28 protein-coding genes and 1 pseudogene are annotated in these 23,984 nt (G+C 40.2%); 11 read left to right on the plus strand and 18 right to left on the minus strand.

Annotated features, from left to right (window positions below):
* Nucleotides 1-287 precede the first annotated feature (287 nt).
* The 9 genes from ACOTXR_RS14835 (at nucleotide 288) to ACOTXR_RS14875 (ending at nucleotide 6,451) form a co-directional block, all read left to right on the plus strand.
* On the plus strand, nucleotides 288-1,190 hold the full coding sequence (locus ACOTXR_RS14835) for a hypothetical protein (RefSeq protein WP_410023148.1): 903 nt from the start codon (nucleotides 288-290) through the stop codon (nucleotides 1,188-1,190).
* A 3-nt stretch (nucleotides 1,191-1,193) separates the two neighbouring features.
* The gene (locus ACOTXR_RS14840; protein ID WP_129111472.1) at nucleotides 1,194-1,400 is read left to right on the plus strand and encodes a hypothetical protein; all 207 of its coding nucleotides are present in this window, start codon (nucleotides 1,194-1,196) and stop codon (nucleotides 1,398-1,400) included.
* A 46-nt stretch (nucleotides 1,401-1,446) separates the two neighbouring features.
* Nucleotides 1,447-1,860, plus strand: a complete 414-nt coding sequence (locus tag ACOTXR_RS14845) for a hypothetical protein (RefSeq protein WP_088130398.1) — start codon at nucleotides 1,447-1,449, stop codon at nucleotides 1,858-1,860.
* 428 nt (nucleotides 1,861-2,288) lie between these two features.
* Nucleotides 2,289-3,530 carry a hypothetical protein gene (locus ACOTXR_RS14850; protein WP_275225202.1) on the plus strand — a complete coding sequence of 414 codons (1,242 nt, stop codon included), beginning with the start codon at nucleotides 2,289-2,291 and terminating at the stop codon, nucleotides 3,528-3,530.
* A 155-nt stretch (nucleotides 3,531-3,685) separates the two neighbouring features.
* A complete protein-coding gene (locus ACOTXR_RS14855; RefSeq protein WP_088130405.1) occupies nucleotides 3,686-4,075 on the plus strand; it encodes a hypothetical protein in 390 nt (129 codons plus the stop codon).
* Nucleotides 4,044-5,240 carry a relaxase/mobilization nuclease domain-containing protein gene (locus ACOTXR_RS14860; RefSeq protein WP_414658769.1) on the plus strand — a complete coding sequence of 399 codons (1,197 nt, stop codon included), beginning with the start codon at nucleotides 4,044-4,046 and terminating at the stop codon, nucleotides 5,238-5,240. The genes ACOTXR_RS14855 and ACOTXR_RS14860 overlap by 32 nt, the downstream gene beginning before the upstream one ends.
* A 223-nt stretch (nucleotides 5,241-5,463) precedes the next feature.
* Nucleotides 5,464-5,736: a hypothetical protein gene (locus ACOTXR_RS14865; protein ID WP_000787429.1), complete on the plus strand. Its 273-nt coding sequence runs from the start codon at nucleotides 5,464-5,466 to the stop codon at nucleotides 5,734-5,736.
* Nucleotides 5,737-5,777: 41 nt separating this feature from the next.
* The gene (locus tag ACOTXR_RS14870; RefSeq protein ID WP_045378575.1) at nucleotides 5,778-6,164 is read left to right on the plus strand and encodes a hypothetical protein; all 387 of its coding nucleotides are present in this window, start codon (nucleotides 5,778-5,780) and stop codon (nucleotides 6,162-6,164) included.
* A 20-nt stretch (nucleotides 6,165-6,184) separates the two neighbouring features.
* Nucleotides 6,185-6,451 carry a hypothetical protein gene (locus ACOTXR_RS14875; protein WP_009484054.1) on the plus strand — a complete coding sequence of 89 codons (267 nt, stop codon included), beginning with the start codon at nucleotides 6,185-6,187 and terminating at the stop codon, nucleotides 6,449-6,451.
* A gap of 36 nt (nucleotides 6,452-6,487) precedes the next feature.
* On the opposite strand, the gene ACOTXR_RS14880 is transcribed toward ACOTXR_RS14875, so the two are convergent.
* The 8 genes and pseudogenes from ACOTXR_RS14880 to ACOTXR_RS14915 all read right to left on the minus strand — a co-directional run bounded on the left by ACOTXR_RS14880 (nucleotide 6,488) and on the right by ACOTXR_RS14915 (nucleotide 13,645).
* Nucleotides 6,488-6,916 (minus strand): hypothetical protein, encoded by a 429-nt coding sequence (locus tag ACOTXR_RS14880; RefSeq protein WP_014640548.1) that lies wholly within the window; start codon nucleotides 6,914-6,916, stop codon nucleotides 6,488-6,490.
* Nucleotides 6,917-7,008: 92 nt separating this feature from the next.
* The gene (locus ACOTXR_RS14885; protein WP_275001075.1) at nucleotides 7,009-7,407 is read right to left on the minus strand and encodes a hypothetical protein; all 399 of its coding nucleotides are present in this window, start codon (nucleotides 7,405-7,407) and stop codon (nucleotides 7,009-7,011) included.
* Nucleotides 7,408-7,416: 9 nt separating this feature from the next.
* Nucleotides 7,417-9,021, minus strand: a complete 1,605-nt coding sequence (locus ACOTXR_RS14890) for a hypothetical protein (RefSeq protein WP_275225205.1) — start codon at nucleotides 9,019-9,021, stop codon at nucleotides 7,417-7,419.
* A 15-nt stretch (nucleotides 9,022-9,036) separates the two neighbouring features.
* A pseudogene (locus ACOTXR_RS14895) lies at nucleotides 9,037-10,362 on the minus strand (site-specific integrase).
* Nucleotides 10,313-11,581, minus strand: a complete 1,269-nt coding sequence (locus ACOTXR_RS14900; protein ID WP_058691057.1) for a tyrosine-type recombinase/integrase — start codon at nucleotides 11,579-11,581, stop codon at nucleotides 10,313-10,315. The pseudogene ACOTXR_RS14895 and the gene ACOTXR_RS14900 overlap by 50 nt, the downstream one beginning before the upstream one ends.
* 423 nt (nucleotides 11,582-12,004) lie before the next feature.
* Nucleotides 12,005-12,295, minus strand: coding sequence for a hypothetical protein (locus tag ACOTXR_RS14905; protein ID WP_058691056.1), 291 nt, complete (start codon nucleotides 12,293-12,295; stop codon nucleotides 12,005-12,007).
* A 20-nt stretch (nucleotides 12,296-12,315) separates the two neighbouring features.
* Nucleotides 12,316-12,522, minus strand: coding sequence for a helix-turn-helix transcriptional regulator (locus ACOTXR_RS14910; protein ID WP_072205418.1), 207 nt, complete (start codon nucleotides 12,520-12,522; stop codon nucleotides 12,316-12,318).
* Nucleotides 12,523-12,799: 277 nt separating this feature from the next.
* A complete protein-coding gene (locus ACOTXR_RS14915) occupies nucleotides 12,800-13,645 on the minus strand; it encodes a DUF6387 family protein (RefSeq protein WP_058691055.1) in 846 nt (281 codons plus the stop codon).
* A 762-nt stretch (nucleotides 13,646-14,407) separates the two neighbouring features.
* Here ACOTXR_RS14915 and ACOTXR_RS14920 point away from each other — a divergent pair.
* Nucleotides 14,408-14,764 (plus strand): hypothetical protein, encoded by a 357-nt coding sequence (locus ACOTXR_RS14920; RefSeq protein ID WP_014884928.1) that lies wholly within the window; start codon nucleotides 14,408-14,410, stop codon nucleotides 14,762-14,764.
* A 297-nt stretch (nucleotides 14,765-15,061) separates the two neighbouring features.
* On the opposite strand, the gene ACOTXR_RS14925 is transcribed toward ACOTXR_RS14920, so the two are convergent.
* The 7 genes from ACOTXR_RS14925 to ACOTXR_RS14955 form a co-directional block, all read right to left on the minus strand.
* Nucleotides 15,062-16,108: a porin gene (locus tag ACOTXR_RS14925; protein ID WP_052684066.1), complete on the minus strand. Its 1,047-nt coding sequence runs from the start codon at nucleotides 16,106-16,108 to the stop codon at nucleotides 15,062-15,064.
* 52 nt (nucleotides 16,109-16,160) lie between these two features.
* Nucleotides 16,161-17,018 carry a MurR/RpiR family transcriptional regulator gene (locus ACOTXR_RS14930; protein ID WP_078309460.1) on the minus strand — a complete coding sequence of 286 codons (858 nt, stop codon included), beginning with the start codon at nucleotides 17,016-17,018 and terminating at the stop codon, nucleotides 16,161-16,163.
* A gap of 7 nt (nucleotides 17,019-17,025) precedes the next feature.
* Nucleotides 17,026-17,331, minus strand: coding sequence for a PTS lactose/cellobiose transporter subunit IIA (locus tag ACOTXR_RS14935; protein WP_045269205.1), 306 nt, complete (start codon nucleotides 17,329-17,331; stop codon nucleotides 17,026-17,028).
* Between the two features lie 35 nt (nucleotides 17,332-17,366).
* Nucleotides 17,367-17,678 (minus strand): PTS sugar transporter subunit IIB, encoded by a 312-nt coding sequence (locus tag ACOTXR_RS14940; protein ID WP_078309461.1) that lies wholly within the window; start codon nucleotides 17,676-17,678, stop codon nucleotides 17,367-17,369.
* A 24-nt stretch (nucleotides 17,679-17,702) separates the two neighbouring features.
* On the minus strand, nucleotides 17,703-19,247 hold the full coding sequence (locus ACOTXR_RS14945) for a DUF4127 family protein (RefSeq protein WP_200923693.1): 1,545 nt from the start codon (nucleotides 19,245-19,247) through the stop codon (nucleotides 17,703-17,705).
* Nucleotides 19,248-19,263: 16 nt separating this feature from the next.
* Nucleotides 19,264-19,887, minus strand: a complete 624-nt coding sequence (locus ACOTXR_RS14950) for a PTS transporter subunit EIIC (protein ID WP_421767047.1) — start codon at nucleotides 19,885-19,887, stop codon at nucleotides 19,264-19,266.
* A 62-nt stretch (nucleotides 19,888-19,949) separates the two neighbouring features.
* Nucleotides 19,950-20,699 carry a PTS transporter subunit EIIC gene (locus ACOTXR_RS14955; protein ID WP_421767048.1) on the minus strand — a complete coding sequence of 250 codons (750 nt, stop codon included), beginning with the start codon at nucleotides 20,697-20,699 and terminating at the stop codon, nucleotides 19,950-19,952.
* Nucleotides 20,700-21,088: 389 nt separating this feature from the next.
* On the opposite strand from ACOTXR_RS14955, the gene ACOTXR_RS14960 reads away from it, so the two are divergent.
* Complete coding sequence (locus ACOTXR_RS14960) at nucleotides 21,089-21,649, plus strand: YceI family protein (protein WP_078309466.1); 561 nt, start codon at nucleotides 21,089-21,091, stop codon at nucleotides 21,647-21,649.
* Here ACOTXR_RS14960 and ACOTXR_RS14965 read toward each other — a convergent pair.
* From ACOTXR_RS14965 to ACOTXR_RS14975, 3 genes are read right to left on the minus strand one after another with little or no spacing between them, the layout of a single operon-like run.
* The gene (locus ACOTXR_RS14965) at nucleotides 21,641-22,432 is read right to left on the minus strand and encodes an anti-sigma factor family protein (RefSeq protein WP_023331123.1); all 792 of its coding nucleotides are present in this window, start codon (nucleotides 22,430-22,432) and stop codon (nucleotides 21,641-21,643) included. The two genes, ACOTXR_RS14960 and ACOTXR_RS14965, sit on opposite strands and share 9 nt — an antisense overlap.
* Nucleotides 22,429-22,959: a sigma-70 family RNA polymerase sigma factor gene (locus ACOTXR_RS14970; protein ID WP_078309467.1), complete on the minus strand. Its 531-nt coding sequence runs from the start codon at nucleotides 22,957-22,959 to the stop codon at nucleotides 22,429-22,431. Before ACOTXR_RS14970 ends, ACOTXR_RS14965 begins: the two co-directional genes overlap by 4 nt.
* A 7-nt stretch (nucleotides 22,960-22,966) precedes the next feature.
* Entirely contained in the window at nucleotides 22,967-23,494 is a 528-nt protein-coding gene (locus ACOTXR_RS14975; RefSeq protein WP_078309469.1) for a tetratricopeptide repeat protein, read from the minus strand.
* Nucleotides 23,495-23,984 lie beyond the last annotated feature (490 nt).

The following is a 23,984-nucleotide window of genomic DNA, read 5'->3' on the forward strand; positions in this document are numbered from 1 at the left end:
CTCATATCAGGAACTTGTTCGCACCTTCCCTAGTTAAGTCAAGTAAAAAGCATGTTAGTTTACAAAAAACACTAAAATAAAAGATATAATACCTGGTTGAAATTAATTTATGAAAACCAATATAATGCTTAAAGTACTTTTAAATCAACATGTTACAATCAATAAAAATTAATATTGACGATGTGACATAACTATCGGATATTAAGTGAACAAAAAATTTCAGACACATCCTAACAATGATCTTGATACTTACTGACAGTAACGATGTTCATGCAGACATAGTTTCGATGAAACTCGGTGATAACTACTTCCGTTTGAATTTAGATGTAGAAGCCCTTAAAGATACCAAAATTAGCTTTGATGGCTCTGAATGGACTATCTCCCAAAACGGACAAACGATCAAAAATTCATCCGTAAAATGTGTTTGGCCAAGGCGGGTATCTGTTCAAGTCAATTCTGAACAACAGCAAGATCAAAGTAACGGTTTCAGATTATGGCGATCTGAATGGAATAAAAGCCTTTTTGGCCTATATAATGCATTATCTGAAATTTGCTGGTTTAATCATGTAAGAGATGCAACTCTCGCTGATAACAAGTATTTTCAACATAAAATAGCTAATGAAGTTGGGTTAAATAACCCAGCATTTATAACTTCAAATTCCAAAGAAGACCTCAAAAATTTCTTAACTACTTATCCTGATTCGGTTGTTAAATTCATGTCGCAAGATATGTATGTCTCTGAATCAGGTGAGATATTAGGTCTATATGTAAACAAAATCACTTTAGAACAATTAGAAAGTTTCTCAAACGATTCAGAAAACCCAATTACTCTTCAAAAATATGTTAATAAAAAATTCGAAGTTAGATACACAGTAATTGAAGATAAACATTTTGCTTGTGCTGTAGACTCTCAGCATTCAAACAAGGCAAAAGTAGACTGGCGTAGATACGATATACCTAATACACCGCACTGGAAAATTGACGCACCCACTTCGGTGAAGGAAAAAATTAATTCTTTAATGTCTAAGTTAAACCTTCGATATGGGGCTTTAGATTTCATCGTTGATGAAAATAATGACTGGTGGTTCTTAGAGGTGAATTCTGCTGGTCAATGGTTGTGGATCGAAGATTTGTCCGGCATGGATATTTCCGGGTCCATTGCAAATTGGTTAACTTCAAATAGCAGGTGAACTATGAATGTATTTGGTTTAAATTTTCTTGAAAAAATGGAATCGGAACAAAGAGTAGATGTATCAAACTGGACATGGAAACCTGAGAATGGTGAAGCTCAACGAATCTATGGTTCAGGTATGTCAACGAAATCTCGTGAATCTACTTATGCTGCTGAAAAAGATAGCAGAGAGGATTCAGATCGTCCTAACGAAGGGTTAGCAGCCTAACCACAAGAGCCAGCCATTGCTGGCTCAATTAAAAATGAATAAAATTATGCAAAAAATTCCAATGCCGCTGATAGACATATACAAAAAAAGTATAAAACGCTTATTTATTTTCATAATAATAATTTTTTTCTTTGACCTTAGCTCACCATTTTTATTAGTTATTCCAATTTGTATTGTTATCCCTTTTTTCTATCGCTTGGTAGAATTAAAAAATAAAACTGAACGAGATCTAATTAAATCAGCAAATGATACTGTTTTATTTTCAGTAAGTGCTTTAACAACTGCATTACTAACTTTTAAAACAATACTCAATACGTCTATGGACATTTTTGATAAATTCATGATAAATAACATTGGTTATCTTATTATTTGCCTCTATACTATATTACTAATAATAAAAGCTTTCGTTGCACGATTTGAATATAAAGAAAACATGTTAAAATATAAATCTGAAAAATGAAGAAATCTATTTTTCACTGTTAATAGCATCCGATATCATAAATAGTAATGGTGAAAAAAACAATGAAACCACTACATAGGTAGTGATGACTTTTTCTTTTAAACCAGACAATTCGAAATATCTCATTGAAAAAGTATCCGATAAGTTTAAGTAAATTAAGGATGCTAAAATTGAGGCGATATAAATTACCACAATATGCGTCATTATTTTTTTATTCATAAAAACCTCCTATAATTAATATCTATTAACTAACATTCTTTTACGTTTTGTCAACTCAAGCAAGAGCTAACCAAAAGAAGCGGAGCTTCTTTTGGTAGCCTTGCTTTTCCTGCCCTTTGGTTGTAAAAGACTGACTATACAAAAGCCTACAAGTAATGTTATTTTAATCCACAATACTAAAGCATATAACGAAAGAGGTGAAAATCATCATGGAAATTAGAGCAGCTAATGGTTCATATTCCCTATCAAATTTCTTTATGATTATAAAATCCAATGAAGAAATTGAAGAGTGTATTCGAAGTAACGAACAAACTTTTGTTCATGAATATATCCATTTTTTACAGGATCTAATCCTCCCATATTCCATAAGATACACACTAGTCTCGAAAAGACGATTTCTTAGTGTTCTACTTCATGCAAATAAAGAAAAGAAGATCACACGACCGTTTTCTGAATGGGATGACGATACCCAACTAACTGACAGACAACACGCTTTTACATGGGGATGCAACGAATTTATCGATGAAAACATTAAAATAAAAGAAATACAAAATGAATTTTTCGAAATCTATACTGGAGCGAGAGTTTTTAAATATACTTTACTCTTAGAAAACGGTTTTAAGTACCAAGTCGGAGCAAGAGATTTCCTTGAATATATTGCACATAAAATTGAAACTAAGCACTGGGAAACTTTACATCCTCACTTTCCCTATATGACAGTTGATTCACTATTTGATTTCTTAGGACTTAGTCAAATTACTGATGATGTCAGGGTCTGTTTTGTAGAGTATTGCCTATATAATGACAATCCAGTAAATATGTTTTTTAATACTATTTCGGAAATGAAGAATAACAATCTAATTTATACTTTAGACAGTTTTGAATCATGTAGCAATCATCTACTTAATCTTCCATGGGTTGCGAGAGGCGGTTTTAATGAAACAATATTCACCAAGACTCAGAGAAGATTATCAGATTTCAAAGAATCATTATCTTCCGTGTATTCTGGTAATAATTTCTCCAATATTCAAAAATGGATTCAACTTGTTATAGATTTTTCAAATAAAGAGTTATCAAATAAATTTATATTTGCCGAGCTTTTCAGAATGAACGATGGGGACTTTTTCGAAAAAATAAACAGCTTTATTAAAGAGATAGGAATACCTCTTATTATAAACAATAAATCTCAATGTGTCTCGTTGCTTCCGGAAAATTTCGATCAAAATGAATTCATGCAATTTTTAACAGTTTTAGCTTTTATGAATTATGTCTCAGGCAGTGCCAAAAATTGTGCATTGATAAATTTATGTAGAGTTTCAAACCCTAACGTAACTAATAGCTTCTGTATGTCAGACCCTATTTCAAGAGCTAATGATGATGATTTGTGTCCTTTCGGACTACTCATAAAAAACCATAACCTACATAAAATAGATTGGGAGTATCATTCTTAATTAATATTAATAAATAGTTCATCAAATATTGCTCCTGTTAATATTGACTTATTTCAGGAGCCTGTATAATAGTTTAAGTCACCAACATATAAAAAGGAGTTTATATGGTAAAACAAATTTCAAAACCTCGCTTTACCGAAAGCAATATTCCTGTAATGAAGCAATCTTCAAACCTGCCTGACCTAATAATACAATCCTTGAGAACCCATTGTGTCAGTGTTCGGCTCAACAACACGGAATTAAGCAAGCTCAATAGTCTTAGGGGGCATTATGCAAAAGGCGAATGGTTACGTATGGCTTTCTTGCAGAAGCTCCCCATGAATGTACCTCCTGTAAACATCGAAACATGGAAGACTCTGGGTGAGATCAATCAGAAGCTAAACCGTATCGCTCTTCATATCGATAGTAAGAGTAAAGATAGCCAGCTTACTCATACAGAGCTTTTCGCTGTTAAGCGACAACTGGAAGAGCTTCGCCAGCACCTGCTAAATGCTGACATATGGAGCAAACCCGATGAAGGGTATGCAGAAGATCAAAAGGGGTAAGAGCTTCGCTGGTGTCGTTCAATATGCATTGAAACCGGGAGCACATCATAGAAGCGATCCAGTCGTAATCGGGGGCAATATGCTGGGTAGCTCCGCTCTTGAACTGATCGCTGAATTTGATGGCACTAAACAGCTTCGGCCAGATGTCCAGAAACCGGTATGGCACAACTCGCTTCGCTTACCTGATGGTGAATCATTATCGAATGACCAATGGGCAATGATAGCTGACGACTATATGAAGAAGATGGGGTTCAATGAGACCCATCTCCGCTGCTATGTGCTTCATGACGACGATGGCCAGCACATACACATTATTGCCAGCAGAATCGACATAGCCGGTGGGAAGCTCTACTTGGGCAGGAACGAAAACCTTATCAGCACACGGATCATCAGTAAACTCGAAGTCGCTCATGGCCTGACAGTGACCAAAACTGCATCTCCCCCCTCGCAAGCACAACCGAAGCGGAAGAGAGTGTCCCGTAATGAGAAAATGCTATCGGAACGAACCGGGGTGCTTTCACCAAGAGAAGCTCTGCAGCAGATACTTGATAAAAGTTTATCTGATAAGCCGGACCTTTTGACTTTCACAAAACGGCTGGAAGAAGCTGAAGTATCCTGGACGGCGAATGTCGCCAGCACAGGCAAAATGAACGGCTTCTCTTTCTCTTACCGCGATATAGCCTTCAAAGCTTCGCAATTGGGTAAGAGCTACTCCTGGGCAAATCTCAGTAATCGGCTTAACTACAACCCCGACCACTTAGAAGCTCTGCGAAGCGACATATCGATAAAAGACCAACCTGCTCTTCCTGCTCCTGCTCCTGCTCCTGCTCCTGCTCCTGCTCCTGCTCCTGCTCCTGCTCCTGCTCCTGCTCCTGCAACAATTTTGGAAACCAGGGAGCAAAAGGAAAGTATCAGTGAAAAAATTGCTGAACTCGAACTGCGACTCAGAAAAGACAGACGAAACGAGATCGTTGAGAAGATTCTCCAAAAGAATGCGGTTAACCAGCAAAAGCATCTCAGGCTTATCGGCTGGCTTCCATTTCTTAGAAGGCTTGCAGAGCTTCTCCGAAGCTATGGTAAGAGCATTCTTCACAAGCCCCTCCTTGGATTCTCAAATCTCTATGCCACCCGACCTTTACATAAAGAAAGGAAAATTCATTTATAAACAAAATCTTACCGCTTATCCCTGACAGCAATATCGTTTGGGTAGTGGTTAATTTAGGATAAGTCAACAATAAATTGATCGTTATTACAGATCGATAAACTACTTATAATAGTTTTTACCTATCACGATTCAAACATCGATCGGTACAAGTGATTTTACTTTAGCCAGCCAGCCATCGAGAATCCCTACAAACACACAGTAAATCTTCCACCCTGGGGTTGCTATGAAAAACGAAACAATAAAGTGCCCGTTCTGCTTTACACAAAGTCCTCACGGTGTGCGGATTTGTAAAGGCTGCCATGCAAAGATCGCTTACGGTGAAAGCCCGCTCAGTGTGGCATTCTTGTTTCAATTCGTTGCATTTGGTCTCGCGTGGTTAGCATTTTCGTGGACTGGCAGCACTCTTGTATCAGTCATTACGTTTTTCGTAAGCATCATTATTCTTATCTATAAAATTAAAAAAACGTATGCAGACAGAGTTGTTTTTATACGGTGAAATTAATTTCACACAACCGCAAACCTAAAATGAGAAAGTAAATGAACCGATTTATAAAGTCATCTTTTTTTATTATTGTCTTCCTGCTTTCTGGCTGTTCAACATCAGGGAACCAGAACCTTAAAAACGAAACACCTCAAAGCCTCCAATCAAAGATCATTAAAAACAAAACAACTAAGACGGAATTACTCACTAAATTAGGTGAGCCTGATACAAGAACCACACTCGATGACGGAAATGAGCAGTGGAGATACTTTATGTATAACAATCAGTTCAATGCAACAACTTTCATTCCAGTTGTAGGGCTGTTTACTGGCGGTTCGCAGACTCAGTCTAAAACTCTTGAAATAGATTTCAAAGGCGAAATTGTCAGCAAATGGACGTTCTCCACTGACAATAACAACACCAAAACGGGCGTTCTTAACTAACTATTCCTGGAAAAATAAAAATGAAAACATACTCAATCCTTACCGTTATTCTTACAGCGTTTCTTCTAACCGCATGTAACAGCGAACCCTCAGAAAAAGATATTTATACAGCTTTAAGTAAATGGACGGGAAGCCATCTTACATCAGTGAAAAAAGTTGATTGCACAAAAGAATCTGATAAAAGTTATAAGTGTAATGTCGTAACGGTAATTGATGGTAATCTCAAGCAAGCAGCATCCATTAAACTCCTAAAAACAGATGACGGCTGGCAGTTTGTAGGGAATTAAAATTGATTACTGAAATGAAGCTCCCGTAGGGAGCTTTTATAATCTAACATTTCTTACTCTGACTACTTCATGGGTTAACTCTTTCTCGATAACCTTCACTTCATACTGTGTTCTTACAACCGTATAAATTCCTTCTGCTTTTTCTTGATTGTTGTCAATATAGTTCACGAGAGAGTTTAGCTCTCTGATAACAGCCTCCTTATTGTTCAATCGCTGCAACAAAGTACTTGTAAGGCATTTGTATACAGAACTGAACATCGTCATAATGTTGTCTATGTTACGATTAGAGCGAGTGTATAGCTGTCTTGGGTAGAAATACTTTAAATGATAGCCAACAAAAAGCAGGTATAGCTGGTATGAGAAACTTTTATCGCCTGGCTGGTACCTTTTTGAGATATATTTATCAACAATAATAATAAGCTGTTCTTCCAGTGTCTCCACTGCAAAGTTGTTTTGTTTGTCCATAAATTGCATCCTTGCAAGTTAGTTTTGTCTTCCTGACTATATATAAATACCATATTAACATCACCTGTCAATAGGTAAAACCTATCAAAATATTATTTTCTTGCTCTCTGTGGAAATTCTTCTTCAAGAATAGAAGCCAATATATTATGCCTGTAAGCATTTTCGTGCATTCTTTGAATCATAAGCAGTAAATTATTATTTTCATATTTTAGTGCCGAATTATCATTTTCAAGTCGTTCTATTCTTTTCGCCGCAAGGCTCAGGCTACCGGGTAACTTCGCATTTTGACGTTTAACCATACCAGATCTTTTTCTGGTCCTATACGCAACGACAATCTCACTATGCTGGCTTAATGCTTGCCGTGTAGGTACTTTACCTAAAATTTTTTTGCAAGCCACGCATAAAGAATCCCAAGTGAAATCAGGCTTACTCCAGGTTTCAATAATTTTAACAATAGCTTTTATTTCTTTATCATAAAACTTTCTTGCCATATAATCTCCTCACATTAATATGCATTCAATTTCCATTCTTAAATCTTTAATTTTTTCCAGAATATATTTTCTTTTTCTTGGATCTGAATTTTGTATTTTTAATTCTAGTTTTTCAAATTTATCTTTAATCAAATTCATAATAATCGATTGTTCATTAAATGAAGATTCTGAAATTTTTGTTTCTTCGTAGGTGTTTCTGTTCAATAGTTTCCTTGATAGTTCTGATAACTCGTCGTGAGACATATGATCATATACTGAATTCTGCTTAACACTCCTTCTCCCAGACCATTGGGCAATTTGTATCTCTGACAATACGCTTCGTTGAGCTATAGTATTAAGTAAATGTCTAATTTGATGGCTGCGGAAAATTAAAATAGGATCATCACAGTTAAAATGTATATTCCTATGAAATATGTTATTCATATTATCAGTGCGAAAATCCGCTCTAAAATACTTTGAAGATGCCTTAATTGTTGTGAAAATATCAGCACCCTTGATAGAGTCCAATAAATTATGATTTATGGAGCATAGATTAGCATTAATATTTTCAGAATTAACATTCTTTCGCTCTATATAAATCCAAAATGCTTTTACACTGACTGTACCATGTTTTATCTTAGACAAGAATTTTAGATTTTCTTGGGAGATATTTAATTGATTTATAACAAAGCCAAGTTTGTGGAGATCTTCAATTGTTAAACAATCAAATGCACTTCTGTTCAATGACTCGTATAAATTAATTTCCCCTGCTTTTATCAACCGTGAAACAACCCTTGCATTCCTTGTAAGTTTTTTCAATCGCATGATAGCCTTTGAAGCTACAGGAACCATACAGTCTGGAATCCATTTGGTATTGTATCCAAAGCCCTTCAGAGAAAGAAATCGCAAACCATATCTTGATATGCCATTACTATCTTCAACTATAACTTCACAGTCCTCTTCCAAAAGCATAATTTCACTAATTCGAGATGGAGCACATAAGAGCAATGCAAAAATAGAAGATGTAAATATGTCCCTTTCATTAACTGGATTAGAGCTAAATATTTTACCAATAAAATCTATAGCCTTTTCATCAGGAAGTTTTTTCTGATTGGATAAATTTCCCATCGAATCCATTGTGCTATTTGTGTAAGCATCATATGCCTTAAATGGATATGACCATCGTGTAATGGATTCTGGCAACATTTCGTTCTTAGACATAAAAGAACATAATACCCTAAGATCTAAATATATTTTATAAGAAGTGGATATTGCAAAATTTTCTTGAACAATACTCATAACTTCATCTAATACTTTATGATCTATGCTTGAAACCTTAACTTCTTTATTTGTTTTAACTATGGCAATTTCTAATATCCTAAATAATCTCAGCACTCTGAAAGCTACAGATAAATCATGAAAGCACTCATGCCATACATATGCTTTTGCGAACTCTGCAATGTTATAATTCATTAATTTTTTATTCTTGTTCCCCATTCTAACCTTGATTCCGCTAAAAAATGTAATTCCGCCTCCCCAACTTGAATTATCCCAATCAAAATTTCCAAAATTTTTCGCATGAGCCTTATTAGCGATAATGAAGTTATTGATCATTTTATCATGGATTTCTTTCATCACTTTATCCTTCTTTTAAATGCTATTGATCATATCATCGATAGAATTAGTTAATAACGATATTGCTGTCTTATCAAAAGAGTTAGTTTTATATCCACCGAAGTATTCTTCTATCAAATGCTTCAAAGAATCTAACTCTTTCTGCAGCTCTTTTCCCTCAATAAATTTGTTAGCCAGTGGCTTCATTAGTTCGTTTACAGCTTCATTAATCCTCTTGCCATTTTCCGCTGTATTTTCTATATAACTCATAACAGAATTGATTGAAGAATGGTCCAAAACATTTGCTATCAGTGAAGGACTATAACCCAATTGTGCAACCTTAGTGCCTAATGAATATCTAAATCTGCGCGAATTTATACACCCCAGATAGGCTTGATATTCATTTATTGAGCGATTTATAGTGTTCCTTATTTTTAGTGTTATGGCATAGGGGTTAAGTTTTAATCCACCACTTTCAATCATGTTTAGCTCAACACATCCTTTTTTGAATGGATATGTGTTTATAAAAATTGGTAGTTTTCTCTTTTGTTTTTCACTTAAATCGATTTTTAATGTGTCACTGACCAGCAAATTCACAGCTTCAACGAGATATGTCAATTGGCTGAAAAGCTCTTCTGGAATTTGTAATTTTCTAAACTCTTTTCTATATCCATTTCGTTGTTTAATTCTTGGGATATTGAGAAAGTACTCTCCATTAAAAGCTAAGAGATCACCAGCTTCAAGTTGAGATATTTGCATAGGTCGCCGCCCGGAATATGCAACAAGGAAGGTTAACAGATAGTTTGACAGACTTACCTTTTCTTCCTTATAAGCTATCGCTACAGAATCTATAATTACCTTTAATTGAGAGTCACTAAAGGGGCCTTTTTTATAATCATGTGTCTTTATAGACTTGTTTGCATTTGTTTTTTTAACTTTAATATTTTATAAAAATATGATTGCTTCTGCCGAAAATAAAGATGGGTAAAGACCACTCATCTTTATAAAAAAATATTTCACTGTCTCTGCATGTGTGTAATCTAATGAGCTCACAACTTTATAGTAATACTTTATGCAATCTTTAGAAAACAAGCTATCATTCGTATTACAGGCCTTAATGTAATGCTTTACTGCATAAAACATTTTCTTAGTATAACTGGCACTATAATTTATAGCGAAATATGCCAAAGTGGTTTTGATAGGTATATATGCACTGATGACCACTCTTAAAGAATCAATGTTCAATGTTATACTTTTACTTATCTTCCACTTGGAATAAGAAAAGTTCACTTTGAAATTACCATCCTTGGTTTCAAAAACCGAATATTGACTTTCTTGTAGCTTTCTTAGAGTTTGAAACATTGGATTTGTCCTCTACTATGTTTTTGAGTGGGTTAATAACAGCCATTATTTTTCGGCTTTCTTGTGCTATAAATGCTTGGTTATAGATATCTGAGGTTGTACTATTCTTCTTCCACCCCATAAGATAATTTCTTACTTTCTCATAAGTAATATAATCCTGAGAGTTCGAATTCATGAGCATCATTTCTGAGAATTTCACATTCCAAGTATGTCTTAGCGAATGCCCCACAATATCGCTCAATACATTACTATTTTTCCTAATTTGTTCGAAAATTTTCTGATAACCTGAAATAGTCAATGCATGACCTAATTGACCTTTACTGCTATGAGTAACAAGCAGATAGTCATGCTCCCCTGCATGACACTGCTTACTTCTGAAATCACTAATATAATTCTGTATTAACTCAGTCAATTCTATACTCAATGGTATTTTTCTTTCTAAAGTTTTAACCAATGGTTGCCTTAATCGTGGTTCGTTTTGATCATCTGGCCTTCTTACTATGCATAGACTTTTGTGGACATAGTCAAAATCAACCAACTTAATATTAAGTAGTTCCCCTCCCCTAATACCTGTCTCTAACAAAATTTCAATTATTAGATTATTTCGAAACCTTACCTGCTCCGAAAATGGATTAATCTTAGATTTAACACTTACCATATCAGTCAAAGTTGTAACCTGCTCATTTGTCAATGATTTGCTTTCGCTTTCAATATTGTAATTCTTTCCGGTCTCTATTCTTGGCTTTATAAAATCAAATGCTCGACTGATTGTTTCATAACGAGAAGAATCAATATTATTGATAGCGATGTTATCAAAATACCATTTGACGTAATTTTCAATTGTCATTATCTTGAAATAAAGGGTTCTTTTAGAGACATGTTGTTCTCTAAGAATGCTTGTAACTTTCTCTAAGTCGTTTCTGTAAGTGAGGGCATTCATTAACCCGAATAAATATCCTTTGTTCGAGACAAGTTTTTCGATATCAGGATTTACCATATCAAAAACACCCACATTCATGTCAGCATTATATCTTTCAAATAAAAGCAAAGCATTTGCTATTGCTTCCATTGTTGAAAATGAATAGCTATTTGTTCGTGAAATAACACTCATATATAAGTTAGGATAAACCAAGGGTAATCCGTTGCTCTCATTAATAATAATGCAACTTCTGATACCATCCTTACTCTTCAATCTTTTTATTTTATATTTCAAAGTCATATCACCTCTATTTACATTTAATCGTCAGTGAAAATAAATAAAGCATATAACATAAGCAATTTACAAATATATTTTCCTGAATTTAACATTAATCCCTTTTACAATGACGCATCCCGGTCGAAAATTTATAATATCCCTCTAGAGGGATATTATAATCCTTTCTTTTCACTTGAAATAGTTAACCCATTATTTTAAAAGGAATTAAAGGTGTTTTGTAAATCAAAAAGTAAATAGCACTATCATTTCAACAATGCAATTTACAAAATAGTACTAAACATAGGTTCATTCAAAGAATGGTTTTCAGCCCAATCTGATATCGAATTATCCGTTTCGATAAATTCCTAATTTCATCAGGGCATTTAATTAGGGAGGGTGCGAATAAGTACCCTCCGCAACGAAAATGAAACTTTTAGTCAATTAAATTCAATCACTTACATAGGCGTTTTTTTGCGTTTGGTGACTTATTCGCACCTTCCTTAGCGAAAACCATGTCTCATAAACATAAAACTGTTCGAAAATATTAAGCTCAGAGATCGAATCTAAGGGTTCTCTTAGATTCCCCACTAAATACTGGCTTAACCAGTAAACAATCTTTCTGTTAAACTCATTATCAGATAAATCGTAAATCGCTCCGGGTTCGAAAATTTCACAAAAAAGTTCCTGACCCAGATTACACATATGGTTATCTTCACTCACAAATTCTTCGATATTCATAACATGTCTCCCCAAATTAACTAAGCAACACTATTTCGACTTGTTTCGATAACTGATTGAATCCACTCGTCAACTTCACTCTCGACAAAAGCAACGGCACGAACACCGATCTTCACTGGTGCCGGAAACCGACTTTCTCTGATCAGACGATAGATCCAGGCTTTTCCGTAGCCAGTTCGTTCGAGAACTTCTGGTAAGCGTATGAGGCGGGTTGCTTGATTATTCATTTCGTTATCCCTTGTCGTTTCGATGAAATCACTATATGAACAGTTGGGAAAAGAAAGGAGTGAAGCTCCTGAAGCGGAGGTTCTTCGCTGCTATGCAGGATAGTTTTCTCGAAGTTGGTGCCGTACAAAACAGGGGAACTTGAGAGTAGCTGAAATTCCCCTGTTTTATGGCAAGTGGCAAAATGGCCGGTTCAAAGTAAAAATCGCAAAAAAAAGCATCATTTACAATGATGCTTTTGGTTTTTCATTTTAAAAACAGACAGTTATAGATAAAATACTAATCCGATAGTTTCATTACATCAGAGACTTTCATTTGCTTCAAATGGCTATTTTTGTTCATGAAGTAATGGAATTGTCGGATAAAGTCAGTTGTGCAGGATTTAAGAGCCAAAGGCCTGTCGGTATCTTTGATTTGACTGGACTGCCTCATTTCGCTTTCTTCGTCATCGTCTGTATATAGTAGTCTGGATAACCTGTCGTCAGAGACACGGATTTTTTTAACGGCTGCCCACACCAGGATATCCAGCATAGGTATTACACGATAGCTGATGAGTTTCTTGATAGTTCCGTATCCAAAACGAACAGATTCCAATGGGTTTTCATCAATACCCTTAACTTTACGCCATTGCGGTAATGCAGCTTTAAGCGACTCTGCAATCTCTTCGTCTGTGCCACTTGCCAAATCAATCTCGAACATGACTGTTCGTGTAAACTGATCGGGCATAATGTCTGAAAGTGATTCCTCTCGAAGCTCTGCGTTTATTGAATAATTGTCACCTTCATTCCAAACAAAACCTCCGCGTTGCATAGCAATAATGCTCGTTTCAGCAAGGCGATCAAGAGTTGTTAGAAAAAAATGGGGTGGTTGAAAAAGTTTGTTGGCAGGAGTCATGTATCCAAGTTGCCCTTCTGGAATCAAAAAAGGGTTGCCGGTGAAAATCTTTGAGAAGTAACTCATAAGAGTTCTGCTCTCAAACTCTTCCCGATACTCCTTAAAGAACAGATTCCGGGCCCATAACTCGTGATAGAAGTGTATCAATGAGAGATCTTCAAATTTGCGATAGTTATCTATGTTAAGCCAAGCTTTGATTTCTTTTGTATGCTCTGGTGACCAGTTGTTCAAAATCCATTCTCCACCTATGCTGGTACCGCCCTACGGGTACAATTAAGTTATGCTGAAAAACTACCGTATACACTAATCGGTGGAAAGCAGATCCTGCTTACGCAGTTCAACTACCAACTGGGAGTTGAAATGAGGATTTGTTATCTTTTGATACAATTTGCCAATCAGCTAATCGAGAGAACTCATACCATTAATATTTATGGTTCCTTTTTAGAACCACCCATAAAATTAAAATTCAAAATAAATATATAAATCAATCAATTGAATAGCAAATTACAGGGACGCCAGCCCAAAATTCTCCATCGGTGATTACCAGAGTCATCCGCTGAAGTCCTGAAAGCCCGCACGGCGCAGGCCCTGCGGGCTTTTTTGTACCTGTTTATTGTCTTCACTGCTGTATAGATTGAAACCACACAGTATCCACCGGCCAGTAGTTTATGTTGTACTCCTCTGGCATTGACAAGCATCAACACCCTCCCCCATCTCCTGTGGAAAATAACCTACACCACCCAGCGCTACGGATTAGCCGCCCCCACACGGAAGGACCCCCACCATGTACAGACCCATAACCGTCATCATCTTCATTCTCCTGACCCTCGCCGCCCTCGCAGAAATAGGCGTTTTATCCTTTGGATAATCCTCAGGCAAAATACCCCGCGTCAGGATGCATTGATCTCATTACAGTTTTTTCCTAAAGCCATCCCGCTTCGCCTGTGCCAGGCTGAATCACGCTCATAACCGAAAACGTTAAATGAGGATATTATGAAAAAAACAATTATCGCATTATCTGCCGTTCTGCTGGCTTCCCCAGTATTTGCTGCGACCACACATGCAACTGATGATACCGTCGCGGCAGCGAACGCAAACGCCAATGAGGCGAAGCAAAAACTGCACGAAGAGCAGAACAAAGGTGAAGAGCTGAAGCTGAAACAGCAGCATGCTGCGGAAGGTAAAAGCGAAAGCCTGGGCAGCAAGGTCAGCGAAGATTCCCAGAAAGCCTGGCATAAAACCAAAGAAGGCACCGAGAAAGGGTGGGATGCCACCAAAGAAGGCGCTGAGAAAGGCTGGAATAAAACCAAAGAAGGTGCCAGCGAACTGGAAAAGAAAGTCACTGAGTAACCTTTACGTTCCCCAAAAAGGCCGCACTTGCGGCCTTTTTGGGGATCTCAATCGCATGCACAGTAAATAGCAAATCTTTTCCGACTGCAGGCGGCAGGATGACTGAAATCAGGTCAGTGCGGTTGCATAAAATATCGCTATAGAATAGATATCAGAATTCAATTATCTCATCTAATTGACAGCACGAACCCGATTCAGATCGCTATGCGCTGAAGGTATCTTATTTAAAGATAAAATAAAAACGCCAAAAAAAATTTAATTAACAGAACTGATAAAATAAAAGAAACAGATAAAAAATTAGAACCAGAATTCCAGACCAGCACGATAAAAATTATCATTCGTTGATGAATTATAGGCATCAGTACGACCTACACGAACATAAGGAAGAAAACCATTTTCCATGTTCATCATCAATTGTAAGGAGATAACTTTATCGGCGGTGTCTTTTTGGGTGACATTATCAATTTTATAATCATTATTCCTTGCATACCCTAGCTTAGCACCATAGATGTCATGCCAGTATTCACCAATTAAGCTATATGCATCCTGGGTACTCTTAACGTGGGTAGTAAGATCGGTTGTTTGACCGTTTTTATAACCTGCGTAAAACCTTAGACCAAGATCAGGAATGGGTACTTCGAGGCCCAAAACATAACCTGAGGCATCCATCAGATCGTCAACTACCACGTCATCCGTCGGTTGATCTGATTTATTGCGCGTTTCTTCATAAGCAGCATGTACTTTTATCGTGGAGTAAGGCGTCCAGGTTATCCGCGAGCTGTAGGTCGTCGATCCTGAAATCGTTGAATCATCCCGGTTAACGCTAAGCACCACATCAAATGCCCCGTAGTCATTTGTGGCAAGACTCCCGTCATAGCGCACCATATTCGACATACGATTACTTTGGTGCCAGTGGACGTCCCCTCCCCAGTCAAAAACACGTCCGAGACCGGGGTTCGTATAAGGCCAGTCTATGATTTCATACAACGCCCCCTTCATGCGACCAAAGCGAAGTTTGCCATACTTACCTTCAAATCCTACGAAGGTATCGAATTTTCCCAGGCCAGAGTCTTTTGCCTCGTAACCAACATAACCACTTTCAATCTGGAAGATAACATTTATACCTTCCGTAATTTCTTTATTCCCACGAAAACCAATATACGATTCATTATCGAGAGTATAATCATAATTTCGCTCACTTGCCTGAGTCGTAAAAACGGACATGGCTAATTTGCCATAAATTTCCAGATTAAAGTCTTTTGGCCCTCCTACCAGCATTGCATTTGCTATTCCTGGCATAGCCGTAAGCAAAGAAATGCATATAATCTTTCTTGTATTATCCATAAGTTGTCCTCAGTTACTTTCATACCTGAAAAGGAAAGAATTGAAAATATATTTATTTAGCTTTATTAATAACATCCAGAGAAGATATTATCTTCTCAACATTACCGCCCTGATTGATAAACAATAACGCATTGAATAAAACATCAACCATAAAGCTTTGTGCAGCGGTAATCGTTGATGAATCTGACTGATAAGGATTTGAGGTCCCTCCCGTCAGTAAGACAACATCAGCGTACTGACTTAATGAAGAATGCTTTAGCTTACTAATAACAATTGTTACCGCCCCCTTCTCTTTCACCCTCCTTAATGCATCGACAACATCGCGTGTTTCACCTGAATGTGAAATCGCAACCACCACATCCTTGTTCCCGACATTGTTCGAATTGAGCGTCATGGTGTGGTTGTCGATCAACGCATCGACGTTTGCCATAATTCTCATGAATCGATATTTGGCATACAGAACGGAAATCGCCGACATACCAATGCCGTAGAAATAGACCTGTCGGGCGTTGCTCAGACAGTCAGCGGCACACAGCAGCGACGACTCCTCCTGCAGGGCAAGCGTTTCATTGATAACAACGTAATTATCATTAGCCAGCTGTTGTACAATTCCTCTCATAGAGTTCGTCTGCTCATCAAGAGAAGTCACTTTTGATAACAATGTATCGTCTTTATCTGTTTCCAGGCGAAGAGTCGTCTTTAATTCTGAAAGGCCCTTGTATCCCAGTTTTTTACAAAAACGAATGATAGAGGCCTCACCAACATTCATTGCATCGGCTAATTTTGCAATGCTCATATCGATAAACCGCATACGATTATTCTTGATAAACTGGTAAATACGTATTTCAGTCTGGGTCAATTCATTAATTCTGGTGTTAATTAAAGTATTAAAGCCGACTCGTGTTTTCATTCAGTACTCACTCCATTTTTTTATAAACCTCTATCAATTCTGTCACAAATTCACGGCAAAGCATACCGGTCATAAGGTGATCCTGGGCATGAACCATCACCAACGTCATTTGCAGTTTACCTGCCCCCTCGTCCAAACCAATTAACCGGGTCTGCACCTCGTGTGCCTGCCTGAAGGCATCGGCAGAAAGGGTTAGCGAAGCCTCTGCTTCAGAAAAATGCCCTGCTTTGGCAAAACTAAGCGCCTCCATGGCACAGCTGCGACCCTCGCCAGCGGCAATAATCAGCGACATTACATCATCTTCATAACTCATTTGAATCATCTCGTTTTAGGTTCAGTGGCCGCAACTCATTTTGCGGCAATTAAATCAACAGCCTGTTGATACACTTTTTCGCCATTCATCGATCCATACAGGAATGGGTCGATGGCGTTTGCTTTTTTACCATGCATCTCTGCCAGTTTTTGTATTTCAGCCAGCTTGAATCGAATCTGAGGGGCAACCAGTACAACATCATAATTCACAATAATATCTTTCAGAACATCAACACCATGCGCTTCAATTATCGTCTCGTGATCGAGAGAACTGGCATAATCTTTCATTCGCTTCATTAACATCGAGGTAGACATCCCCGCAGCACATACTAAAAGTATCTTATTCATAGTAATGACTCGTCACTGATTAAATTATGAAAGGGTAATATGTAAACCACTCATCCGCCGGAAAGGTGCAGAAATGGAAGAGATCACAGGACAGCATAAATTAACGCTATTCTTAACATTTTCCTTCCAGACGGTTTCGATTTCAGACTTAATTTTCTCGAAGACCATAGACTCCTTTTCTTCAAATGAGTCATAACTGAGACCAATCGACGCCAGATATTCATACTGAACAGGAAAACGGACCTCGGTCTGATAAGCCCAGTCCGAGACCAGCCTTTCTTTCAGGAAATGTTCGATTGCGTCAGCGTTATCGCCCAGGGTCGAAAAGACAAGGTTCGCTATACCCGTCCCTAACGAGTTACACGTGGTATTCCAGCCTGCGTAGCCTTTAATGGCATCAAGAGCGCCAGCTTTATCCAGCGCACGAATCAGTTCAGTTTCCCCTCCATTTGACATTGCCACATCAATAACCACCACGGGGACCTGCAAAGCCCTGCTGGCAATTTCTTTTGCATATGTTGCCAGGTTACGGTGGGTAAAATACGTAATATTTTTGTACTTCGGCTTGCGCGTGCCGGTATGAAGGTTTAGCCCATAGCTGATATCAAAAGCCTCTTGCATGATCTCGCCGCAACCATTGATCGCTAATACGGGCAGCGAGACATCATCATCAACCAATGTTATACCTGATGCGGCAGCATGCGAGCGCAATGAGTGTACAAAAGGACGATCTTCATAATTCGGGATATAGCTTTTAAACAATTCGTTTGAATAGTACGTCGTGGCGAAAAACGCCTGCCCCCTCATCGATAGATAAGCTTTGGTCAATAATGTGCATCCTGACTCATCAGTACCAGGATGGACAAACACCCGGTCCTGAACACCGAGAAGAGATATCTTTTCGTAGATACGTTCAAGATCCTGCATCGTAAAACCGAATTGCGCCGTATCATCCAGTGGGATTATCAGCTGCTCGACAACCTCTTCATCAACGAACTCTATCGCTTTTTCTATGAGCTGTAGATTTTTGCTTCTACGCAGCATCCAGTCATCAAAAGCAGCAGAATCAATAGCTGAACGGTGCGCAAACAGCTGTGCTTTTTCATCTTCACTTAGCCCAACGCGCTTCTCTTTGTCAGACAAATAGCCCACCTGAAAAATGGAATGCCCGAAGTGCGCATAGTAATCCGGTTCTTCTTCACTGGAATTATATTTTGGCGTCCGTAGCACCAGCGAAGATGCATATATTTTTAGCGCGGGATAATTCTCCTTTAGCGTTTTTAACGTATTTAGCCTTGCCGTCAACTCGGTTAATTCCATTTGATGGATACGGGCAGGGAAAAGTCCGCCGTAGAGATACATATCCAGGCTGATAATTAATGCATCAGCATCTGCACAGTGGCCTTTCAAAAATTCATCTATAGCCTGATGTTCAGCGGGTTGTTTTTTGTAACCCAAAACCGCTTTCTCCGGCATTTTTAACGAAACATTATTGTCCATCGAAACGAGGGAAACCAGGAAATCATAGTTATAAGGTCTGATATCCAGAGGTATGCCAATAATATTCATATCGCTTTACCTCTGGTTATTTCTGTTTATTCATAACGATAACAAATGGAAGATAGATGATAACCGACAAGCCGATTAAGAATACGGATAATACCGCGGCTCTCCAGTCCCCTCCTGTCGCGAGGAAGGCACTAACCACTGGCGGCGTTGTCCATGGCACAAGAACATAGGTATGGTTAATGAAATCCATTGCCGTCGCGGCATAAGCAATCACGATGCTGATAATCGGGGTAAATAAAAATGGCACAATCAGCACTGGGTTGAACATAACAGGCAAACCAAAAATAATGGGCTCATTTATGTTAAACAGCATTCCTGGCGTTGCAAGGCGCGTTATTGCACGATGCTCCGATTTTTTAGCGGCGATCCACAACGCAATGAGTAAGCCGATTGTCTGACCGCCACCGCCCATAAATCCAAAGGCATCCAGGAAAGGTTTCGTGACGATATGAGGGATTTCAAGGCCAGACTTAAACGCTGCCGTATTTTCCTGAATCGCCACCAGCAATGTGGTCTCAGTAATTGGGTACATAATACTGGCGCCGTGGATCCCGGCCCACCATAAGCCGTTTTGCGTCAGCAGCAGCCCGATGACGCCGCTTAGCCCCTGTAAAATATTTTGCAGCGGGGCCTGGATCATCAACGTGACAATTTCATGTATGTTTTTGTTGAAAAGACTGGTTAACGACCATGCAAAGATACTTAGGGAAGGTGCGAATAAGTCACCAAACGCAAAAAAACGCCTATGTAAGTGATTGAATTTAATTGACTAAAAGTTTCATTTTCGTTGCGGAGGGTACTTATTCGCACCCTCCTTAGCAAGGTTAACACCAGGATCATGGGGATTAATACGTTAAAGCTCCTTGAAACTGACGGAGGAACGGAATCTGCCAGGGTTATTTTTAATTTTGGCGAGGCCGAAACCTTGCGAAAAAGTTCAGTGGAAATGAGCGCCACAAATATACCTACAAACATACCTGAAGCACCACTCTCATTGCCACTGATAAGCCCCGAAACCTGAAAAACCTCGCCAGTTGGTACCGTCACGGGAATAGTTACCGGGAATAGTACAAATAAACACGCCAGTGAGAAAATGGCATACGTTATACCCTCTTCGCCATAGCTGTTGGCTAATCGGTATGAAATCATCATCGTTGCAAGAAAGGCGAGGATATTCAGCGTTCCGTTATATACGCGAATACCGATTTCCTGCAAATGGCCAACCCATGCGCCTTCCAGCCCCAGAAAACCGACTAAGCCCGATTCACCGTTGAGCAATACATTATTTATTAATATAAATAGCGACGCAGCAATAATTAACGGCATCAGCGCAACAAATGATTCTCTCACTGCCGAAAGATGTCGCTGCCCTGAAAAAGCACCCGCCCAATTAGAGATCTTTTCAATGAACACAAGACCGCCCCCATGTTTAATTTTATTGATGAAATCCATATCTGAAAATCTCTCGCACTGGATAGTAATGTCAGCGTATTGTATTTATCTCCCCTTACAATACTGTTAGCTTGCTCACAAAACACCAAAAACTCCACCTATGATGATCTAATATGGAGTTTTGATTTTATTGCTTGTTGTAATGCTATGTGGAAAAAAATAAGTGACATTCTCTGAGGGTAAAACATCAGCTTGCCCGCTGAGGGTCATACGCGATAAAGGACACAGGAACCCGGCATCATCAGACAAAGTCCCCTCATTGCGCTCCTCAGTGCTAACCTTTATCTATCAGGAAAATTTTCGGTGAGATTGACGGAACGTCTTAATTTCTTCGAATACAATTAGCCCCTCAGGCGTTTACGCAGTGCGCGTTTATCGGAGAAACCACTATGTATCGCCTTTTTGCCATTCTGACCGCCCTACTGTTATGTCCGTCCCTGTACGCCGCCCCAAAAAGCTATCTTATCGACAGCGATAACACCGCTATTCGGCTATCGTGGCATGCCTTCGGCGGCATTCTCTCCTGGGCGACGTTCAGCGGCGTGACGGGTGCCGTGACGCTCAACCCGGATAACGACGTCGACGACCATATTCACGTCACCATTCCCGTATCAACTCTGGTGGCTTCTAACAAATTGCTCACCTGGCAGCTGAAAAGCGACATGTTTTTTGAATCCGAGCGCTACCCGACCATCGAGTTCATTAGCTCACGCGTGGTCGCTCAGAGCGCCGGGCGGTTCAGGGTATTCGGCACGCTGATCGTACGAAACATTGCCCGGCCGGTGATCCTGGAGGCCGTGTTGAAAGACCCGCATGCACAGTCCCCCCGGCTTGATGCCACCACGGCGATCTCGCGCGCAACCTATGGAATGGATAAGTTTGCGCTGGTCGTGGACGATCGTATAGCCATTGCCATTGCAATCAAGACGAACGATGTGCCGTCATCCTGAGATGAGGCGCTGTAGCTGCTCCGCGTTTGCCCGCAGGTGGGACGGCGGATTGCGGCCAATCAGGACAAACTGATAGCCCGCATCCTGCCACCACGCCAGGTTCATGCTGTGCCGCTGCTCCTGGCGGAGCGAGGCCGTCGCCTTCTCATCGACAGGCGAGATACAGAGCGCCATTGGGCCGTAGTCGGCGTTGAGCCAGGCAATCTGCGCGATAGAGGTCGTTTCATAGCGCAGCATGCGCACCATTTTAAGCTCAGCCCCTCGCAGAATAAGCTGCGACATAGTTAGCTTCATGCCGATATCCTGCGCCGCCCGTTCGAGCCCGCGCTGCAGGACCGGCGCTGCGCTGTCCATATCCAGCAGCGTCTCGACGCTGTACAGGGACATATATTGCGCTTCGAGGTCGCGAATATGGGCGTTCTCATCCGCTGGCGCGGAAGCGGGCCGCAACAGGTAGCCCAGCCCGGAGCCGACCATCAAAAAGCTGACCGACGCGGCAATCAGCGCCCGCCTGCTGACGCCAACCGGCGTGGAGGGCCGTGGGTCAGGAAGCGCCGTCAGACGCGCCTGCATCGTCTCAAGAGGCGCATCATCCAGCAGGGAGGCAAACGCCCCGGCGTAATCCTGGCTGCTTTTCATCAGTTCGGCGGTTCGCCCGGAGAGGCGTTCGTCACTGTTTAAATGCTCTTCAAATTGCTGTGCGTCGGCGCGGCACATCTCGCCATCTATCCATGCCACGATAGCGTCGTCGTTATAGGGCGGTGCAAAACGGTGCGCGTTCAAGAACGTTTCTCCTTTACCGGAGGCAGTGCGTCGGCGGACCTGGCAAGCCGAGCCCGTGCCGTGGCCAGCCGGCTCATCACGGTACCGATCGGCACTGCCAGCGTGTCCGCCGCCTCCTGGTAGGTAAAGCCTTCGACATAAACCAAAAATACCGCGTTACGCTGGGCTTCGGGCAAGGCGTTAACGCGCTGCATCACCTTCAGATAATGCAGGCGCGTCTCATCCTGTTCGCGGGTATCCGGCGCGAGGAGTTCGTCGCTGGCCACAAATCCCTGCCCCTGACGCACGTATCGCGCCCGAAGTTCAGAGATCCAGATGGAGTGCAGGATCGCGAACAGCCACCTGTCGATGCGTGTGCCCGGCGTATACTGGCTGCTTTTTTCAAGCGCACGCACGCAGGTGGACTGAACCAGCTCTTCGGCGATATCCCTGTTTCGCGACAACACCAGTCCATAGCGCCAGAGACGCGACAGGTGTGCGGCTAACTGTTGACGAACCTCACTGGTTGCGATGTGTTTTCCTTCCACGAGAAAATCAGGATTCCGGATGTCCGTTGATGGCGGCCTGCAGGTCGCGATACTCCTCGCAGGACGGGCCACAAATACCGGCAATCACCTTCAGTTGTTCTTTCGCGAGATCGGGTCGTCCTTTTACCATCCACGCTTCACCGAGATACTCCCGGGCTTTGGCATAATCCGGTGCGATAGCCAGCGCGCGCTGGTAGTAACCAATGCCTTCGTCCGTACGGCCAAGTTTGCGCGTGGCGAACCCGCGATAGTTCCACGCTTCAGCCGTATTGCTATTTTTCAGTGAATCAAGCAGATTCAGCGCCGCCTGGTACTCCCCTTTCTTCGCGAGATGGTACGCATAGTTGGTTTTGTCCTGATCGCTGAGGCTGCTGCTCTTGTCCGGCACGCATTTCTGGGTGGCGCTGTCATACACCTGTCCGGAAGGACAGTCGGGCGTTTTGCTCTCGGTACTATTATCGCCCATTGCCAGCGCCAGCGGAGACAGCAGGGAAAAAATCAGCACCGGGATCAGGCGAAACGAGGTCGTGTTCATATAAAGCTCCTGGGTTAGAAGGGAGTGACGTCAGTAAACGCCCTACCGGCGGTTTTTATTCATTCTTCCGCGATTTTTTACCGTCCAGAAAATCATGCCTGCGACGTAATCACATTGAAAATAAATCAGGTTATTTTATATCTATCTTCCCATTATTATTATCCTGCAACCGCTAGCAGAGTTTTAACCCCCTACAAGAATATATTTTATTACACCGGTGATATAATATATCTTATATCAAAAACGTTACCCTAACTTAAACACACATTAAGCACGATTAAATAATCACAATTTAAATTATATTTAAAACATCTCCCACCAATAATTACACTGCATCTTCAGGATGACTAAGTCACAACACACGGAAAATAAAAAGACATTAAAAACATAACGATAGAAAAACACATCAATAAACACCATCAATACATTAATGCCCTCTTCATTGTTTACCCCTTTATTTACGCAAGCTTAATTTGCACATTCAGAGTTT

The sequence above is a fragment of the Enterobacter cloacae complex sp. IR53030 genome (assembly GCF_049238365.1).
In the GTDB taxonomy this organism is placed as follows: Bacteria; Pseudomonadota; Gammaproteobacteria; order Enterobacterales; family Enterobacteriaceae; genus Enterobacter; species Enterobacter kobei.

Excerpts from the sequence above, each read along its gene's own strand:
- ACOTXR_RS14835 (WP_410023148.1), top strand. The coding sequence starts at position 288 with ATGAAACTCGGTGATAACTACTTCCGTTTGAATTTAGATGTAGAAGCC.
- ACOTXR_RS14840 (WP_129111472.1), top strand. The coding sequence starts at position 1,194 with ATGAATGTATTTGGTTTAAATTTTCTTGAAAAAATGGAATCGGAACAA.
- ACOTXR_RS14845 (WP_088130398.1), top strand. The coding sequence starts at position 1,447 with ATGCAAAAAATTCCAATGCCGCTGATAGACATATACAAAAAAAGTATA.
- ACOTXR_RS14850 (WP_275225202.1), top strand. The coding sequence starts at position 2,289 with ATGGAAATTAGAGCAGCTAATGGTTCATATTCCCTATCAAATTTCTTT.
- ACOTXR_RS14855 (WP_088130405.1), top strand. The coding sequence starts at position 3,686 with ATGAAGCAATCTTCAAACCTGCCTGACCTAATAATACAATCCTTGAGA.
- ACOTXR_RS14860 (WP_414658769.1), top strand. The coding sequence starts at position 4,044 with ATGAAGGGTATGCAGAAGATCAAAAGGGGTAAGAGCTTCGCTGGTGTC.
- ACOTXR_RS14865 (WP_000787429.1), top strand. The coding sequence starts at position 5,464 with ATGAAAAACGAAACAATAAAGTGCCCGTTCTGCTTTACACAAAGTCCT.
- ACOTXR_RS14870 (WP_045378575.1), top strand. The coding sequence starts at position 5,778 with ATGAACCGATTTATAAAGTCATCTTTTTTTATTATTGTCTTCCTGCTT.
- ACOTXR_RS14875 (WP_009484054.1), top strand. The coding sequence starts at position 6,185 with ATGAAAACATACTCAATCCTTACCGTTATTCTTACAGCGTTTCTTCTA.
- ACOTXR_RS14880 (WP_014640548.1), bottom strand. The coding sequence starts at position 6,916 with ATGGACAAACAAAACAACTTTGCAGTGGAGACACTGGAAGAACAGCTT.
- ACOTXR_RS14885 (WP_275001075.1), bottom strand. The coding sequence starts at position 7,407 with ATGGCAAGAAAGTTTTATGATAAAGAAATAAAAGCTATTGTTAAAATT.
- ACOTXR_RS14890 (WP_275225205.1), bottom strand. The coding sequence starts at position 9,021 with ATGAAAGAAATCCATGATAAAATGATCAATAACTTCATTATCGCTAAT.
- ACOTXR_RS14900 (WP_058691057.1), bottom strand. The coding sequence starts at position 11,581 with ATGACTTTGAAATATAAAATAAAAAGATTGAAGAGTAAGGATGGTATC.
- ACOTXR_RS14905 (WP_058691056.1), bottom strand. The coding sequence starts at position 12,295 with ATGAATATCGAAGAATTTGTGAGTGAAGATAACCATATGTGTAATCTG.
- ACOTXR_RS14910 (WP_072205418.1), bottom strand. The coding sequence starts at position 12,522 with ATGAATAATCAAGCAACCCGCCTCATACGCTTACCAGAAGTTCTCGAA.
- ACOTXR_RS14920 (WP_014884928.1), top strand. The coding sequence starts at position 14,408 with ATGAAAAAAACAATTATCGCATTATCTGCCGTTCTGCTGGCTTCCCCA.
- ACOTXR_RS14925 (WP_052684066.1), bottom strand. The coding sequence starts at position 16,108 with ATGGATAATACAAGAAAGATTATATGCATTTCTTTGCTTACGGCTATG.
- ACOTXR_RS14930 (WP_078309460.1), bottom strand. The coding sequence starts at position 17,018 with ATGAAAACACGAGTCGGCTTTAATACTTTAATTAACACCAGAATTAAT.
- ACOTXR_RS14935 (WP_045269205.1), bottom strand. The coding sequence starts at position 17,331 with ATGAGTTATGAAGATGATGTAATGTCGCTGATTATTGCCGCTGGCGAG.
- ACOTXR_RS14940 (WP_078309461.1), bottom strand. The coding sequence starts at position 17,678 with ATGAATAAGATACTTTTAGTATGTGCTGCGGGGATGTCTACCTCGATG.
- ACOTXR_RS14945 (WP_200923693.1), bottom strand. The coding sequence starts at position 19,247 with ATGAATATTATTGGCATACCTCTGGATATCAGACCTTATAACTATGAT.
- ACOTXR_RS14950 (WP_421767047.1), bottom strand. The coding sequence starts at position 19,887 with ATGATCCAGGCCCCGCTGCAAAATATTTTACAGGGGCTAAGCGGCGTC.
- ACOTXR_RS14955 (WP_421767048.1), bottom strand. The coding sequence starts at position 20,699 with ATGGATTTCATCAATAAAATTAAACATGGGGGCGGTCTTGTGTTCATT.
- ACOTXR_RS14960 (WP_078309466.1), top strand. The coding sequence starts at position 21,089 with ATGTATCGCCTTTTTGCCATTCTGACCGCCCTACTGTTATGTCCGTCC.
- ACOTXR_RS14975 (WP_078309469.1), bottom strand. The coding sequence starts at position 23,494 with ATGAACACGACCTCGTTTCGCCTGATCCCGGTGCTGATTTTTTCCCTG.